This window comes from Micromonospora sp. NPDC047812, assembly GCF_040704175.1.
Lineage (GTDB): Bacteria > Actinomycetota > Actinomycetes > Mycobacteriales > Micromonosporaceae > Micromonospora.
On sequence record NZ_JBEYRY010000002.1, the window covers coordinates 497,356 to 511,848 of the forward strand.

A 14,493-nucleotide genomic window follows, 5' to 3' on the forward strand; every position below is an offset into this window, starting at 1 on the left:
TTACCAGCCCTTCGCCAGGCTCGTCTGCAACCGGGCGGCGCGGGCGGCCCGGAGCTGGAAGATCGCCTTCACCAGGGCCGGCGCGGCGATGAAGATGACGATCAGCGCCTGGAGCACGGTGACCAGCTCCAACGAGATCCCCGAGTACGACTGCATCCGGTTGCCGCCGGCCTGGAGCGCGCCGAAGAGCAGCGCGGCCAGCGCGACGCCCCAGGGCTTCACCCGGCCGAGCAGCGCCACCAGGATGCCGTCGAAGCCGATCTGCGCGACCACCAGCGGGGTCAGCGCGCTCGCGGTGGAGCCGAGCACCATGTTGGAGCCGCCGAGGCCGGCCAGGATCCCGGCGAAGACCATGATCAGGACGTACGTCCGGGTGACGCTGATGCCGGCGGTCCGCGCGGCGTCGGGGTTGGCGCCGACGGCGCGCAGCTCGAAGCCGAGCGTGGACCGGTTCAGCAGCCACCAGACCGCCCAGGTGGCCAGCACCGCCAGGATGATGCCGGCGTGCACCCGCAGCCCGTCGCCGAGGAGGCGGGGCAGCTGGGCCGACCCGTCCACCGGGCGGCTGATCGCGTCCGTGCGGTTCGGGTCCTGGACGCCGTTCTGCACGATGATCCAGGTCAGGAAGTACGTGGCGACGTAGTTGAGCATGATCGTGTTGATCACCTCGTGGGCGCCGGTACGCGCCTTGAGGATGCCCGGGACGAAGCCCCAGATCGCCCCGCCGAGCGCGCCGGCGAGCACCGCGACGAGCAGGTGCAGGCCGGGCGGCAGCGGCAGCAGGAAGCCGGCCAGCGCGGCCAGGATCACGCCCATGGTGGCCTGGCCCTGGGCGCCGATGTTGAACAGGCCGCCCCGGAAGGCCAGCGCCACCGACAGGCCGGTGAAGACCAGCGGCGCGGTGTAGGTGAGCGTCTCCGAGATCGGGCTCATCACCGCCTGGAAGCCCACGGCGTCCGGGTCGAAGATCGCGCCCTTGAACAGGTTGCCGTACGCCTCGCTGACCAGCGTCCAGCTCGCGTTGAGCGCGTCGGCCGGCCGGGCCGTGATGTAGCTGTAGGTGGCGAGCACGTCGGGGTCGGACACGATCATCAGGATCGCGCCGACGATCATCGCCAGCACCAGCGACAGCAGGGTCACCGTGAAGGTGTTGGCCGCCCAGAGGTTGTCCAGGAACAGCCGGCCCAGCGAGGGCTTCGCCTCCGGGGCGGGGCCCTTCGGGGCGGTGGCCGTCCCGGCGCGCTCGGTGTTGCCCAGCGCGGTCCGCGCGGCCTGCGCCTCGGTCGCCGGCTCCTTGTCCGGGGAGCCCGACGGGGGCTTCGGGTTGCCCGGGGAGCCCGACTCGGGGTTCGGGTTCGTCATGCCTCGTCCTTGCTACCAGGGCCCTCGGCGGCGGGGGCCGCCGCGCCGCCGTCGGCCGGGGTCGTGCCGGGCGCGCCGGCGGGTGCCGCGTCGGGGGTGATGCCGGCCATCAGCAGGCCGATCTCCTCGCGGGGGGTGTCCGGGCCGACGATGCCGATGATCCGGCCGCGGTACATGACCGCGATCCGGTCGGCCAGGCCGATCACCTCGTCGAGCTCGCTGGAGACCACCATGACGGCGGTGCCGACGTCCCGCTCCCGGATGACCTGGCTGTGGATGAACTCGATCGACCCGACGTCGACGCCGCGGGTCGGCTGGGCGGCGATGAGGAGCTTCAGCGGCCGGGACAGCTCCCGGGCCACGATGACCTTCTGCTGGTTGCCGCCGGAGAGGGTGCCGACGGCCGCGTCGGCCGAGGAGGTGCGGACGTCGAACTGCGCGATCCGCTCCTTCGCCGACTTCGCGATGGCGTCCGGCTTCAGCGCCAGGCCCTTGCCGAAGGGCGGCCGGTCGTAGATGTCGAGCACCAGGTTCTCCGCGACGGAGAACTCCTTGACCAGGCCGTCGACGCTGCGGTCCTCGGGCACGTAGCCGACGCCGGCGCGGAGCACCTTCTTGGTCGACCAGCCGCTGACCTGTTGCCCGTCGAGGGTGACCGTGCCGGCGAGCGTCGGGCGCAGCCCCATGATCGCCTCGATCAGCTCGGTCTGGCCGTTGCCCTGCACGCCCGCGACGCCGAGCACCTCGCCCGCCCGTACGGTCAGGTCCACCCCGTCGACCGCGCGGATCTGCCGGTCGTCGTCGACGACCAGGCCGGAGACCTCCAGGACCGGCTTGCCGGGGGCGGCCGGCTCCTTCTCCACGGTGAGCCGCACGCTGCGGCCGACCATCAGCGCGGCCAGCTCGTCGCGGCTCGCCTCCGGGGAGGCGGTGCCGACGGTCTTCCCGCGCCGGATCACGGTGATCCGGTCGGCGATGGCCTTGACCTCGCCCAGCTTGTGGGTGATGAAGACGATCGACTTGCCGGCGGCCTTGAGCGACCGCATCACGGTGAGCAGTTCGTCCGTCTCCTGCGGGGTGAGCACGGCCGTCGGCTCGTCGAGGATGAGCAGGTCGACGTCGCGGGTGAGCGCCTTGACGATCTCCACCCGCTGCTGGATGCCGACCGGCAGGTCCTCGATCACCGCGTCCGGGTCGACCCGCAGGTTGTACCGCTCGGAGACCTCGGCGACCTCGCGCCGGGCCCGCCGCCGGTCCAGGAAGCCGGCGATGCCGCCCCGGACCTGCTCGGCGCCGAGCATGATGTTCTCGGTCACGGTGAAGACGGGCACCAGCATGAAGTGCTGGTGCACCATGCCGATCCCGGCCGCGATCGCGTCGGACGGCCCGCGCAGCTTCAGCGGCGCGCCGTCGACCAGGATCTCGCCCTCGTCGGGCTGGTAGAGCCCGTAGAGCACGTTCATCAGGGTCGACTTGCCCGCGCCGTTCTCGCCGAGCAGGGCGTGGATCTCTCCAGGCTCCACCGTCAGATCGATGTGGTCGTTGGCGACCAGGTCACCGAACCGTTTGGTGATGCCGCGCAGTTCGAGTCTCAGCGCAACCTCCTGGAGTGCGAAGCGATGGTGCAGCGTAGCTGCCGGTGTACCGCTCGCGGCGCGGGGCCGTCGTCGGGTGGGTGTGGATCGGCCGCCCCGGCGCCGTGGGGTTTCCCCGCGACGCCGGGGCGGCCGGATCGTCGTGCTGTACCGCCCGCCGGCCTACCCTGGTGATCGTCTCACCGCGGGCGGCCGGCGGAGCCTCACTTCGGCTGGGCCGCGGAGGTGACGGTGACGGTGCCGGCGGCGATGTCCGCCTTCAGCTTGTCGATCTCGGCCTTCAGCTCGGCCGGGACCTTGCTGTCGAACTCGTGGTACGGGGCGAGCCCGACACCGTTGTTGGACAGGTTGCCGAGGTAGCCCGGGGTGGCCGACAGCTTCTCGCCGCCGGCGGCCTTGACGACGGCCTCCTTGACGGCGTCCGGGATGTTCTTCTCGACGGTGGTGATGATCGCCGCGCAGTCCTGGGTGCTCTCGCAGCCGTCGACGTCCACCCAGATGGTGTTGTACTTGCCGCCCGACGCCTTCGCCGCACCGGTGGTGCCGAGGCCGGCGCCGCCGGCGACCGGCATGACGATGTCGGCGCCCTGGGCGACCAGCGCGTCGCTGACCTTCTTGCCCTCGTCCTGCTTGACGAAGTCGTTGGTGAAGGAGCCCTTCTGGGTGGCCTTGTCCCAGCCGACGACCTTGACCGACTTGCTCTTGGTCTTGTTGTAGTGCGCGACGCCGTCGACGTAGCCGTCCATGAAGATGGTGACCGGCGGGATCGGCAGGCCGCCGTAGGTGCCCACCGTGCCGCTCTTGGACATGCCGGCGGCCAGGTAACCGGCGAGGAAGCCGGCCTGGGCGGTGTCGAATTGCATCGGGTAGACGTTGGTCTCCGGGATCTTCGCGTCGACGATGCCGAACTGCTGGTTCGGGTTCGCCTTGGCGATCTTGGAGGTCGCGTCACCCATCAGGCCGCCGACGGCCAGGATGAAGTCGCACTTCTGGTTGACGTACTGGGTCAGGTTGACCTCGTAGTCGGCCTCGGCCTTCGACGCGACGTACTTGATGTCGATGTTGTCGTTGGCCTTCTTGGCCTCCTCCAGGCCCTTCCAGGCGGAGGTGTTGAACGACTTGTCGTCGATGCCGCCGACGTCGGTCACCATGCAGGCGCTGTACTTCTTGTCGCCACTGCCGGCGTTGTTGTTCTCCTCGGGAGCCTCGCCACACGCGGCGGCGCTCAGCACGAGCCCACCCATCGCGAAGACGGAGGCAATCCGCATCCCACGCACAGAGCGCAAGACGTCTCCTTCCCATTGCACACCGCGTCCTGCACGGTGGCAGCCCTTTGAGCCGGCCTGCGCTGCGCCGCCGGCGTCCCACGTTACGGACGGGAGCGTACGCCCGCGCCCACCCACCGGCCGACAATCGTGCACGACTGTTGAGCGCCTGTTACCCCTACGTAACCCTTAGGTGGGGCAGATCACTCTCAGTGCTGGTAGGTGCGCGGCGGGGCATCGCGGAACGTCCGGTTCTGCGCGTCGTCCCCCGCCGACGACGTTACCGCCAGAAGACGGCCACCGCCGCGTTGACCAGGGTCAACCCCACGGTTGCCAGGAAGTGCCCACGGTTGACCACGTCGCGCTTCCGGGAAAAGAACACCATGACAAAGATCAGTATGGCGAGCACCAACTTGGTAACAAGTTTCGCGGGGTCGGGCTCGTCGCCGTCACGCAGGGGCGCGGAGAGGCCGATCCCGGTCGCCAGCATGATCACGGACCCCCAGAGCATGGCCGGGTTGATCCGCAGCTTCCCGCTGATGTACTGGACGATCGCCCCGCCGAGCAGCAGTGCGAAACCGATCAGATGGACGTAGCGAAGTATCAGTCTCAGAGCTTCCACGGGCACCATCCTCCCCCATCAACGACGGATCGTAGTAGTGGGGCGGGTAGGGGTTCCGCCCGCCACCGGCCGTCAGCTCAGGCGCCACGCCTGGAAGGTGGGGCCGTCCCCCGGGAGGGTGACCGCGCCGTCGGCGTCGGGGCGCAGGGCGGGGGCGCCGCCGTACAGGTTCTCGGCCGGCCCCAGCCCGCTCAGGCGCAGCGGCGGGCCGGCGGCGCGGCGGGCCAGCACCAGCACCGTGCCGGTCGGGGCCTCCCGCAGGAAGACCAGCGCGTCCGCGTCGGCGCGCAGCCAGCGCAGGCCGCCGTGGCGCAGCGCGGGCTCGGCCCGGCGCAGCGCGATCAGGGCGCGGTACGCGGCGAACGTCGAGTCGTCCCAGCTCTCCGGCCGGTGCCACGGCATCGGCGTACGCGAGCCCTCGCCGTTGGTGCCGGTCAGGCCCAGCTCGTCGCCGGCGAAGACCATCGGGGTGCCGGGCATGGTGGCGAGCAGGCCGGCGGCGACCTCCTGCCGCGCGGCGTCGCCGACCACGGTGCGGATCCGCGCGGAGTCGTGCGACCCGAGCAGCTGCCACGAGTGGGTGTACGACCGCCAGGAGACCAGCGAGCGGTAGGCGTCCATGGTCGCGAGCACCGCGTCCGCGTCCCGCCGGCGCACCCCGCCGGGGGTGCCGAGGAAGTTCGGCACGGGCTGGTCGCCGTGCCGCAGCCAGGACCAGACCGGGTCGGTGAAGCCGACGTAGTTCATCGTGCCGTGCCAGCCGTTCCGGTCGAGGTCGCCGGTGTGGTCGTGGCCGTGCTCGGCCATCAGCAGGGCGTCGGCGCGCGTCCGGGCGACCACCTCGCGCAGCAGCGCCGCCACCTCGTGCGTGTACGCGTCGGCGCCCCGCCGCCCGGTCATGTTCGCCACGTCCACCCGCCAGCCGTCCAGCCCGTACGGGGGTCGCAGCCAGCGGCGCAGCAGCGAGTCCCCGGCGGTGGCGAAGCGCCGGCGCAGCTCGGCGCTGCCCCAGTTCAGCTTCGGCAGCGACCTGACCCCGTTCCAGGACTCGTAGTCCCCGGTCACCTCGTCGAAGTAGTACAGCTCCCGCTCGGGCGCGGAGACGTCGGAGGCGGCCCTGGTGAACCACTCGTGCGCGTCGCCGGTGTGGTTGCTGGTGATGTCGCCGAGCAGCCGCCAGCCCCGGGCGCGTACGGCGTCGGCGAGGCGGGCCAGGGCGGCGTCCCCACCGAGCAGCGGGTCGACGGTGTCGAAGCTGGCGGCGTCGTAGCGGTGGTTGGAGCGGGCCGGGAAGATCGGCGTCAGGTAGACGGTGTTGACGCCGAGGCGGTCCAGGTGGTCCAGCCGTTCGGTGACGCCGTCCAGGTCGCCGCCGTAGAACTGCCGGGGGGTCTCGGGGCCGCGCCCGATCACCGGGGTGTCCCAGTCGCACGGGATCGCCCAGTCCGGCAGCTCGCGGCCCTCGGCGGCGGCGGAGCGGGCGAACCGGTCCGGGAAGATCTGGTAGATCACCGCGTCGCGGGCCCAGGCGGGCGGCGGGGCGTGGGTGACCAGCTTGAAGTCGCCGTTGTCGGGCACGTCGTGGCCCACCACGCCGGCGGCGTTAAGCCAGCGGTAGCCCCGGCTGCCGGTGAGCATGAACCGGTAGTTGCTGACCGGGTTGCGGGCCTCGACGGGGACCCGCCACCAGACGTCGGCGCCGTCGGTGCGGTCGACGACCGCCTCGGTGAACCGGGGCTCGCCGTCGCCGGTGGTGCGCGCGTGCACCTGCCGGACGTCGGCGCCGGCCGGCACCCGGACGAAGACGTCGACGACGTCGCCGAGGGCGGGCTCCTGCTCGGGGACGTACAGGGCGGAGCCGTCGTGGTGCGGCAACAGGGACATGGTGGCGCCTTTCGCGTCGGTCGGACTGGGAGAGAAAGGGGTCTCCCGCCACGGCCGGTTGCCCGGCCGTGGCGGTCGATCCGTGACTGCTCCGGTGTACGTCGGACGCCGACGCCCTTGCCGCAGCGGTGAGCCGAGGAGGCTCAGCCCTTGACCGCCCCGGCCGTGAGGCCGTTGACGATGTAGCGCTGGAGGAGCTGGAACACCAGCACCGTCGGGATCGCGGTGAGCAGGGTGCCCGCCGCGAAGATCCCGAAGTTGTTGTTGCGCTCGCCGGCCACCAGCCCGAACATTCCGACCGCGAGGGTCTTCGAGTTGGTGTTCGTGAGGAACACGTTGGCGATCACGAACTCGTTGATCGAACCGATGAAGGCGAGCAGGCCGGTCACCGCCAGGATCGGCGCCACCAGCGGCAGCATGATCCGGAAGAAGACCTGGGCGTGCGAGGCGCCGTCCATGGTGGCGGACTCGTCCAGCTCCTTCGGCAGCGTGTCGAAGAAGCCCTTCATCAGCCAGGTGTTCGCGCCGAGGGCGGCACCCATGTAGAGCAGGAAGAGGCCCCACGGGGTGTTGAAGCCGATCACCGGCCACAGTTCGGTGACCTTCGTGAAGATCAGGAAGATCGCCACGATCGCCAGGAACTGCGGGAACATCTGGATCAGCAGCAGGGAGAGCAGCCCGACGCGACGGCCGGCGAACCGCATCCGGGAGAAGGCGTACGCCGCCAGCGCCGACAGGAAGATCGACGCGAAGCTGGCCACCCCCGCCAGGAGCAGCGAGTTGAGGAACCAGCGGGCGAAGGCGGTCCGCTCGAAGAGGTTGGTGAAGTTCTCCAGCGAGGCGCCGGTCGGCACCAGTTCCGTGGAGGAGAGCGTGCCGAGCGGGTTGAGCGCCGCCGAGATGACGAACAGGATCGGGAAGAGGCTGAACGCCACCGCCAGGATGCCGACCAGGTGCCGCCATCCCACCTGGGCGAACCAGCGGTTCCTCCGTCCGGTCGCGTTGCGGTTGGCGACGGGCGCGTCCGTGCGGGTGCTCACGAGTACACCTCCTCCTGCTTGCGGGTCCGGGAGAAGCTGATCGCCGACACCGTCGCCACGATCGCGAAGATGAAGATCGAGACAGCGGCGGCCAGGCCGTACTCGGCGCCCTGGGCGCCGAAGGCGAGCCGGTAGGTGTAGGTGATTAGCAGGTCGGTGGCGCCGGCCGTCGGGTTGTCCGCCGGGAACGGTCCGCCCTCGGTGACGAACTGGATCGCGTTGAAGTTGTTGAAGTTGTACGCGAAGGACGCGATCAGCAGCGGCGAGATCGCCACCAGCAGCAGCGGCATGGTCACCGCGCGGAACGACTGGAACGGCGACGCCCCGTCGACCGAGGTGGCCTCGGTCAACTCGCGTGGGATGGCCTGCAACGCGCCGGTGGTCACCAGGAACATGTACGGGTAGCCGAGCCAGAGCTGCACCAGCAGCACCGCGAGCCGGGCCGACCAGGTCTCACCGAACCAGTCCACCCCCAGCCCGAACAGGTTGTTGATCAGGCCGAAGTCGGTGTTGAACATGTCCCGCCAGACCAGCAGCATCGCGAAGGACGGCATGGCGTAGGGCAGGATCAGCAACACCCGGTAGAAGTTCGTGCCCCGCATCCGGGGCGAGTGCAGCGCCAGCGCGATGCCCATGCCGAGCAGGAACGTGAAGCCGGTGGAGCCGAGCGCGAAGGCGAAGTTCCAGATCAACGTGCTGAAGAACGGGCCGGAGATGGCCGGGTCGGTGAGCACGCTGGCGAAGTTCCGCAGCCCGACGTTGACCTGCCAGCCCTGGGCCAGCGTCTCGCCGTCCGCGGCGACGAAGGAGCCGACCTCCCCGTCGGCGGTCCAGGTCTTACCGGTCTCGCTGTCGCGGATGCAGTCGCAGCCGGCGTCGTACGCCCGGACCGCCTTGCCCTCGTAGGCGCGCGACAGGCCGGACGAGCGCAGCGCGCCCCCGGAGGTCGGCACCACCAGGTCGGTGATGTCCTTGCTCCGCGTGCTGGCCTCGCCGAAGTTGAGGATCTGGTAGCCGTCGGCGGCGGTGACCTTGCCGCCCGGCGCGACGGTGACGCTGCCGGCGTCGAGCGGGCGCAGTCCCTCGGTGTCGCCGACGGAGACCGTGTTCGTCTGCGGGTCGGTGATCAAGAAGACCAGCGCGCCGGTGGCCGGGTCGCCCTTGGTGGCGACGGTCAGCGGGTACTGGATCGAGCCGGGGACCTGCGTCACCGAGCCGCTCTGGATGGCGACGATGGCGTCGTCCTTGCTGCCCCGGTGACCGTCGCCGAAGTTCGTGAAGGCGGTGCTCGCGGTGTAGAGCACCGGGATGATCTGGAACGCCACCAGGAAGAGCGTGCCCGGGATGAGGTACTTGACCGGGATGTGGCGGGGGGTCAGGTAGAGGTAGAAGAGTCCGGCGGTGGTCGCCAGCAGGATCGCCAACCCGACCCAGAGCTCGGCCTCGATGAGCGGGAAGGCCGCCCAGACCGCGATCCCGGCCACGAGGCCGAGCAGGACCACCTTGACGAGCAGGCCGGTCAGGGTGATCGGCGCGTGGTTCCGCGCGGCACGGGACTTGCGCGGGGACCCGGACCGTACGGGCCCCCGGCCCGAGGGCTGCGTGGCAGTCCCCGGGCCGGATGACGACGTGCTCATTACTTGATCTGGCCGGCGATCGTCTTACCGGCTGCGGTGATCGTCTTGGCCGGGTCGGCACCGCCGATGATGGCGGCCTCCGCCTTGCCGAACGGGTCCCAGATCGCGGCCATGGCCGGGATCGCCGGGAGCACCTGGCCGTTCTTGCCGGCCTCCTGGAACTTGGCCAGGTCCGGGTCGCTGCCCTTGACCTGGTCCAGCGCGGCGGTCAGCGCCGGGGGACGCGGCTCGGCGTTGTAGAGCGCCACGGCGAGGTCCGGGGTGGTCACGTGGTTCGCGACGAACTCCTGCGCCAGGGCCTTGTTCTGCCCCTTGGACGCCACGTAGAAGGACTGGACGCCCACGAACGGCTGGGCCTCCTTGCCACCGGCGAAGCCGGGGACCGGGGAGATGTCGTACTTGATGTTGGCCTTCTTGGCGTCGGCGATGGCCCACGGGCCGGAGACCAGGAAGGCGCACTTCTTGCCGGTGAAGGTGGCGATGGAGTTCTCGCCGGTGATGGAGCGCTTCAGCGCACCCTCGCCCTTCTCCCCCAGCTTGGCGATCTTCTGGAACGCCGCGATCGACTCCGGCTTGCCCACGCCCAGGTCCTTCGGGTCGTAGTCGCCGTTGGCGCCGGTGCCGAAGAGGTAGCCGCCGGCCGAGGTGTAGAGCGGGTAGATGTGGTACGCGTCGCCGTTCTGGCCGGACTGGAGGCAGAGGATCTCGCTGGCCTTCTTCTCGGCCTTGAGCTTCTTGCCGGTGGCGACCAGCTCTTCGATGGTCTTCGGCGCCTCGGGAGCCAGCTCGGTGTTGCGGATCAGCGCCAGGTTCTCCATGGCGTAGGGCACGCCGTAGAGCTGGCCGTTGAACGTGACGGCCTTGACGGCGGTCTCGTTGAAGGCGCTCTTCTGCTCGGCGGCGAGCTGGACCGGGTCGATGGCGCCGTTCTGCACCAGGTTGCCGATCCAGTCGTGCGCGCCGACCACGACGTCCGGGCCGCTGCCCTGCTGGGAGGCGGTGACGAAGTTGGTCTGGAGGTCCTTGGAGACGGCCTGGACCTCGACCGTGACGCCGTTCTCCTGGCCGAACTTCTCGCCGAACGGCTTGAGGGCGGCGGCGCGCTTGTCGTCGGCCCAGATCACCAGCTTGCCGCCGGCGGCGGCCTTGGTGGATTCCTTCGCGGCCGGCTCTTCGCTGCTGTCGCTGCCGCAGCCCGACGCGGCGAGCGCCAGGCCGAGGACGGCGACCACACCCGCGGTACGGATGCGCATCGGTACTCCTGTCGTCATGGCGGCACGCCGGGGGAAGGGCGGTCCCGCCAGTGGAAGCTCTGTAAGTTTCTTGCCAACCGGCGCTCGGCGTGCTGCGCCGCTGCTCTCGCGTGTTGCGGGGACGTTAGCAAGAGGTTGCAGAGAATGGAAGGGCTTGCAGAAGTGTACGCAAGAACTTGCCAGTGAGCTAAAGTGCGCCCATGCGCGCTCGACTGTCCGACATCGCCCAACAGGCCGAAGTCAGCGAGGCCACGGTGTCGCGGGTGCTCAACGACCGCCCGGGAGTGGCCCCCGAGACCCGGCAAGCCGTACTGACCGCCCTCGATGTGCTCGGTTACGAGCGCCCGGCCCGGCTGCGCAAGCGCAGCGCCGGCCTCGTGGGTCTGGTGGTCCCCGAGCTCGACAACCCGATCTTCCCCGCCTTCGCCCAGGTGATCGAGTCGACCCTGGCGCAGAGCGGCTTCACCCCCGTGCTCTGCACCCAGACCGCCGGCGGCGTCACCGAGGACGAGTACGTCGAGATGCTGCTGGACCGGCAGGTCTCCGGAATAGTCTTCGTCTCCGGCCTGCACGCCGACACCGCCGCCAACCACGACCGCTACCGGGCCCTGATCGCCCGGCCGCTGCCCGTCGTCATGATCAACGGGTACGCGCCCGGCATCCCCGCGCCCTTCGTCTCCTGCGACGACGGCGAGGCCACCGAGCTGGCCGTGGCCCACCTGGTGGCGCTCGGACACCGCCGCATCGGGCTGATCACCGGCCCGGACCGGTTCGTGCCGGTGCAGCGCCGGGTGGCCGGCTTCCGGGCCGCGATGGGCCGGCTGGTCGGCGTCGACGCGGCCGGCCTCGACGAACTGGCCGAGCTGTCGCTGTTCGGTGTGGAGGGTGGCGAGGCCGCCGCCGCCCGGCTGCTGGACCGCGGCGTCACCGGCCTCGTCTGCGGCTCCGACCTGATGGCGCTCGGCGCGATCCGGGCCGCCCGGCAGCGCGGCATGTCGGTCCCCGGCGAGCTGTCGGTGGTCGGCTACGACGACTCCCCGCTGATGGCCTTCACGGACCCGCCGCTGACCACCATGCGGCAGCCGGTGGCCGCGATGGCCGTCGCCGCCGTCCGAGCCCTGGTCGACGAGATCAACGGGCACGCCGCCCCGCACTCGGAGTACGTGTTCCGCCCGGAACTGGTCGTGCGCGGCTCCACCGCGGTCGCCCCCACCGACGCCGCGCGCCCGGCCCCGGGCGGCCCGACCCGGCAGCGCCCGGCCCCGCCCGCGCTCGCCGTCCCGGCCTGACCGCCGCCGCCGTCGGCCTGACCGTCGCCGCCGTCCCGGCCTGACCGTCGCCGCCGTCCCAGCCCGGCCGCCGCCGTCCCAGCCCGGCCCGGCCGCCGCCGCCGTCCCGGCCCGACCGTCCCGGCTCCCGTCCGGCCTCCCGCCCGCCCGGCCGGCCTCTCCGGCCTGGCCGCAGGCCCTCGGATGGGCTGACCGGGCGTGATCCGGGAGAATCTTCGCGTGATCATTGGCATTTCTTGCGCAAGGAATGCTTGACTCTTGCAGTCGCGGACGGCATTCTGCTCAGACACCGCTCCCGCACCCGCGCCGCGCTCGGGTGCCGCCGTCCCGCGCCACAGAACGGGGAACGCCACCCATGACCGTCAGCAACCCCAAGCCGCTGGCCTCCGACGACGACTGGTGGCGCTCCGCGGTCGTCTACCAGGTCTACGTACGCAGCTTCGCCGACTCCAACGGCGACGGCGTCGGCGACCTCCAGGGCATCCGTGAGCGCCTGCCGTACCTGCGCGACCTCGGGGTGGACGCGCTCTGGCTGACCCCGTTCTACACCTCGCCGATGATCGACGGTGGGTACGACGTCGCCGACTACCGCGACGTCGACCCGATGTTCGGCACCCTCACCGACTTCGACGCGATGATCACCGACGCGCACGCCCTCGGCCTGCGGATCATCGTCGACCTGGTGCCCAACCACACCTCCAGCGCGCACCCGTGGTTCCAGGCGGCGCTGGCCGCCGGCCCGGGCTCCCCCGAGCGCGCGCGCTACCTCTTCGCCGAGGGCACCGGCGAGCACGGCGAGCTGCCCCCCAACGACTGGGAGAGCATCTTCGGCGGCCCCGCCTGGACGCGGATCGACGACGGCCAGTGGTACCTGCACCTGTTCGACCCGGCCCAGCCGGACCTGAACTGGCGCCACCCGGAGGTCCGGGCCGAGTTCGAGGGCGTCCTGCGCTTCTGGCTCGACCGGGGCGTGGACGGCTTCCGGATCGACGTGGCGCACGGCATGATCAAGGCCGAGGGGCTGCCGGACGTCGGGTTCAACTCGATGACCACCGGCCAGCGCCAGGCGGAGCTGCTCGGCAAGGGCCGGCTCCCCTACTTCGACCAGGACGAGGTGCACGACATCTACCGCGCCTGGCGACCGATCCTGGACAGCTACCCGGGCGGCCGGATGGCCGTCGCCGAGGCGTGGGCCGAGACCCCGCAGCGCCTCGCCCGCTACATCGGCCCCGACGAGCTGCACCAGGCGTTCAGCTTCGACTTCCTCGACGCGACCTGGTCGGCCGACTCGTTCCGCAAGGTCATCGACACCGCGCTCGCCGAGTCGACGATCGTCGGCGCGCCCACCACCTGGGTGCTGTCCAACCACGACAAGCAGCGGCACGTCACCCGCTACGGCGACGGCGCCGAGGGGCTGCGCCGGGCGCGGGCCGCCACCCTGCTGATGCTCGCCCTGCCCGGCTGCGCCTACATCTACCAGGGCGAGGAACTGGGCCTGCCGGAGGTGCTCGACCTGCCGGACGAGCTGCGCCAGGACCCCGCGTTCCTGCGCACCGGCGAGAGCCGGGACGGGTGCCGGGTGCCGATCCCGTGGAGCGGCGAGCTGGCCCCGTACGGCTTCGGGCCGGAGGGCAGCGAGCTGAGCTGGCTGCCGGCCCCCGCGACCTGGCGTGGCCTCTCGGTCGCCGCCCAGGCCGGCGTGCCCGGCTCGACGCTGGAGCTCTACCGCACCGCGCTGCGGATCCGCCGGGAACACCCGGCGCTGGCCGCCGACGCGGGCGGGGTCACCTGGTTGGAGGCCGGGCCGGGCGTGCTCGCCTTCAGCCGCACCGCCGGCGACACCGTGCTGACCTGCGTGGTCAACATCAGCGGTGCGCCGGCCCTGATCGACGGGTACGGCGCGCCGATCGCCGCCAGCGAGCCGCTCACCGGGCAGGGCTCCGGCCACCTGCTCGGAGTCGACGCGGCGGCCTGGTTCGAACGGCGCTGAGCGGGTAACCCGTCATCGACCTGGTCGTCCGTTGTGCCCCGCGCCGACGGGCGACTGGGCTACCGACCCCTTGTGGTGGGGGGTGAGGTGGCGCCGGCGCCACCGGAGTCCGCTCCGGCGGCGCCGGCGTCCATCGGGGCACGTGTCGCCCCCGGCCCCTGCGGGTACGACGGGCCCATGGTGGTTCGCGTCGCGCAGTACACCCTCGACGTCGTCGATCTCGACCTGATGGCCGGCTTCTGGGCGGCGGCGCTCGGCTACGCCGTCGACGCCGGCGGCGACGGCAGCGCGAAGCTCCATCCCCCGGACGACCGGGTCGGGGCTCCCACCGTCTGGTTGCAGGGCTCCGGCACGGCCAAGCGCGGAAAGAACCGGCTGCACCTGGACGTGGTCGCCGACGGCGATCCGGCGGACGAGGTGAGCCGGTTGATCGGGCTCGGCGCCCGGCCCACGGACGTGGGGCAGCGCGGCGACGAGGGGTTCACGGTGCTGGCCGACCCCGAGGGCAACGAGTTCTGCGTGCTGCACCGGTCGCCCCACCGCCGCTGACCTGCGC

The 14,493-nt window shown here is 71.2% G+C and carries 11 protein-coding genes; 3 read left to right on the top strand and 8 right to left on the bottom strand.

All coding sequences use genetic code 11. The features are described 5' to 3' along the window. The 8 genes from AB0883_RS09940 to AB0883_RS09975 form a co-directional block, all read right to left on the bottom strand. Entirely contained in the window at positions 1-1,362 is a 1,362-nt protein-coding gene (locus AB0883_RS09940; protein WP_366640873.1) for an ABC transporter permease, read from the bottom strand. Then, the gene (locus tag AB0883_RS09945; RefSeq protein WP_366641698.1) at positions 1,359-2,990 is read right to left on the bottom strand and encodes an ABC transporter ATP-binding protein; all 1,632 of its coding nucleotides are present in this window, start codon (positions 2,988-2,990) and stop codon (positions 1,359-1,361) included. The genes AB0883_RS09940 and AB0883_RS09945 overlap by 4 nt, the downstream gene beginning before the upstream one ends. 170 nt (positions 2,991-3,160) lie before the next feature. After that, positions 3,161-4,225 carry a BMP family ABC transporter substrate-binding protein gene (locus AB0883_RS09950; RefSeq protein ID WP_366641699.1) on the bottom strand — a complete coding sequence of 355 codons (1,065 nt, stop codon included), beginning with the start codon at positions 4,223-4,225 and terminating at the stop codon, positions 3,161-3,163. A 277-nt stretch (positions 4,226-4,502) separates the two neighbouring features. Beyond that, complete coding sequence (locus AB0883_RS09955) at positions 4,503-4,844, bottom strand: hypothetical protein (RefSeq protein ID WP_121399067.1); 342 nt, start codon at positions 4,842-4,844, stop codon at positions 4,503-4,505. A gap of 72 nt (positions 4,845-4,916) precedes the next feature. Further along, a complete protein-coding gene (locus AB0883_RS09960; protein WP_366640874.1) occupies positions 4,917-6,728 on the bottom strand; it encodes a glycoside hydrolase family 13 protein in 1,812 nt (603 codons plus the stop codon). Between the two features lie 143 nt (positions 6,729-6,871). Continuing rightward, the gene (locus AB0883_RS09965; protein WP_366640875.1) at positions 6,872-7,768 is read right to left on the bottom strand and encodes a sugar ABC transporter permease; all 897 of its coding nucleotides are present in this window, start codon (positions 7,766-7,768) and stop codon (positions 6,872-6,874) included. Next, positions 7,765-9,405, bottom strand: a complete 1,641-nt coding sequence (locus AB0883_RS09970; protein ID WP_366640876.1) for an ABC transporter permease subunit — start codon at positions 9,403-9,405, stop codon at positions 7,765-7,767. The genes AB0883_RS09965 and AB0883_RS09970 overlap by 4 nt, the downstream gene beginning before the upstream one ends. After that, a complete protein-coding gene (locus tag AB0883_RS09975; RefSeq protein WP_366640877.1) occupies positions 9,405-10,658 on the bottom strand; it encodes a maltose ABC transporter substrate-binding protein in 1,254 nt (417 codons plus the stop codon). Before AB0883_RS09975 ends, AB0883_RS09970 begins: the two co-directional genes overlap by 1 nt. 200 nt (positions 10,659-10,858) lie before the next feature. Between AB0883_RS09975 and AB0883_RS09980 the strand changes: the two genes are divergently transcribed. From AB0883_RS09980 to AB0883_RS09990, 3 genes are all read left to right on the top strand, one after another. Further along, complete coding sequence (locus AB0883_RS09980; RefSeq protein ID WP_366640878.1) at positions 10,859-11,947, top strand: LacI family DNA-binding transcriptional regulator; 1,089 nt, start codon at positions 10,859-10,861, stop codon at positions 11,945-11,947. A gap of 355 nt (positions 11,948-12,302) precedes the next feature. Continuing rightward, a complete protein-coding gene (locus AB0883_RS09985) occupies positions 12,303-13,937 on the top strand; it encodes a glycoside hydrolase family 13 protein (RefSeq protein WP_366640879.1) in 1,635 nt (544 codons plus the stop codon). A gap of 177 nt (positions 13,938-14,114) precedes the next feature. Beyond that, on the top strand, positions 14,115-14,486 hold the full coding sequence (locus tag AB0883_RS09990; protein ID WP_366640880.1) for a VOC family protein: 372 nt from the start codon (positions 14,115-14,117) through the stop codon (positions 14,484-14,486). Positions 14,487-14,493: the final 7 nt, after the last annotated feature.

Coding starts and splice junctions, on each gene's coding strand:
- AB0883_RS09970 (WP_366640876.1), bottom strand. CDS start 9,405: ATGAGCACGTCGTCATCCGGCCCGGGGACTGCCACGCAGCCCTCGGGC.
- AB0883_RS09990 (WP_366640880.1), top strand. CDS start 14,115: ATGGTGGTTCGCGTCGCGCAGTACACCCTCGACGTCGTCGATCTCGAC.
- AB0883_RS09975 (WP_366640877.1), bottom strand. CDS start 10,658: ATGCGCATCCGTACCGCGGGTGTGGTCGCCGTCCTCGGCCTGGCGCTC.
- AB0883_RS09980 (WP_366640878.1), top strand. CDS start 10,859: ATGCGCGCTCGACTGTCCGACATCGCCCAACAGGCCGAAGTCAGCGAG.
- AB0883_RS09985 (WP_366640879.1), top strand. CDS start 12,303: ATGACCGTCAGCAACCCCAAGCCGCTGGCCTCCGACGACGACTGGTGG.
- AB0883_RS09950 (WP_366641699.1), bottom strand. CDS start 4,225: ATGCGGATTGCCTCCGTCTTCGCGATGGGTGGGCTCGTGCTGAGCGCC.
- AB0883_RS09940 (WP_366640873.1), bottom strand. CDS start 1,362: ATGACGAACCCGAACCCCGAGTCGGGCTCCCCGGGCAACCCGAAGCCC.
- AB0883_RS09960 (WP_366640874.1), bottom strand. CDS start 6,728: ATGTCCCTGTTGCCGCACCACGACGGCTCCGCCCTGTACGTCCCCGAG.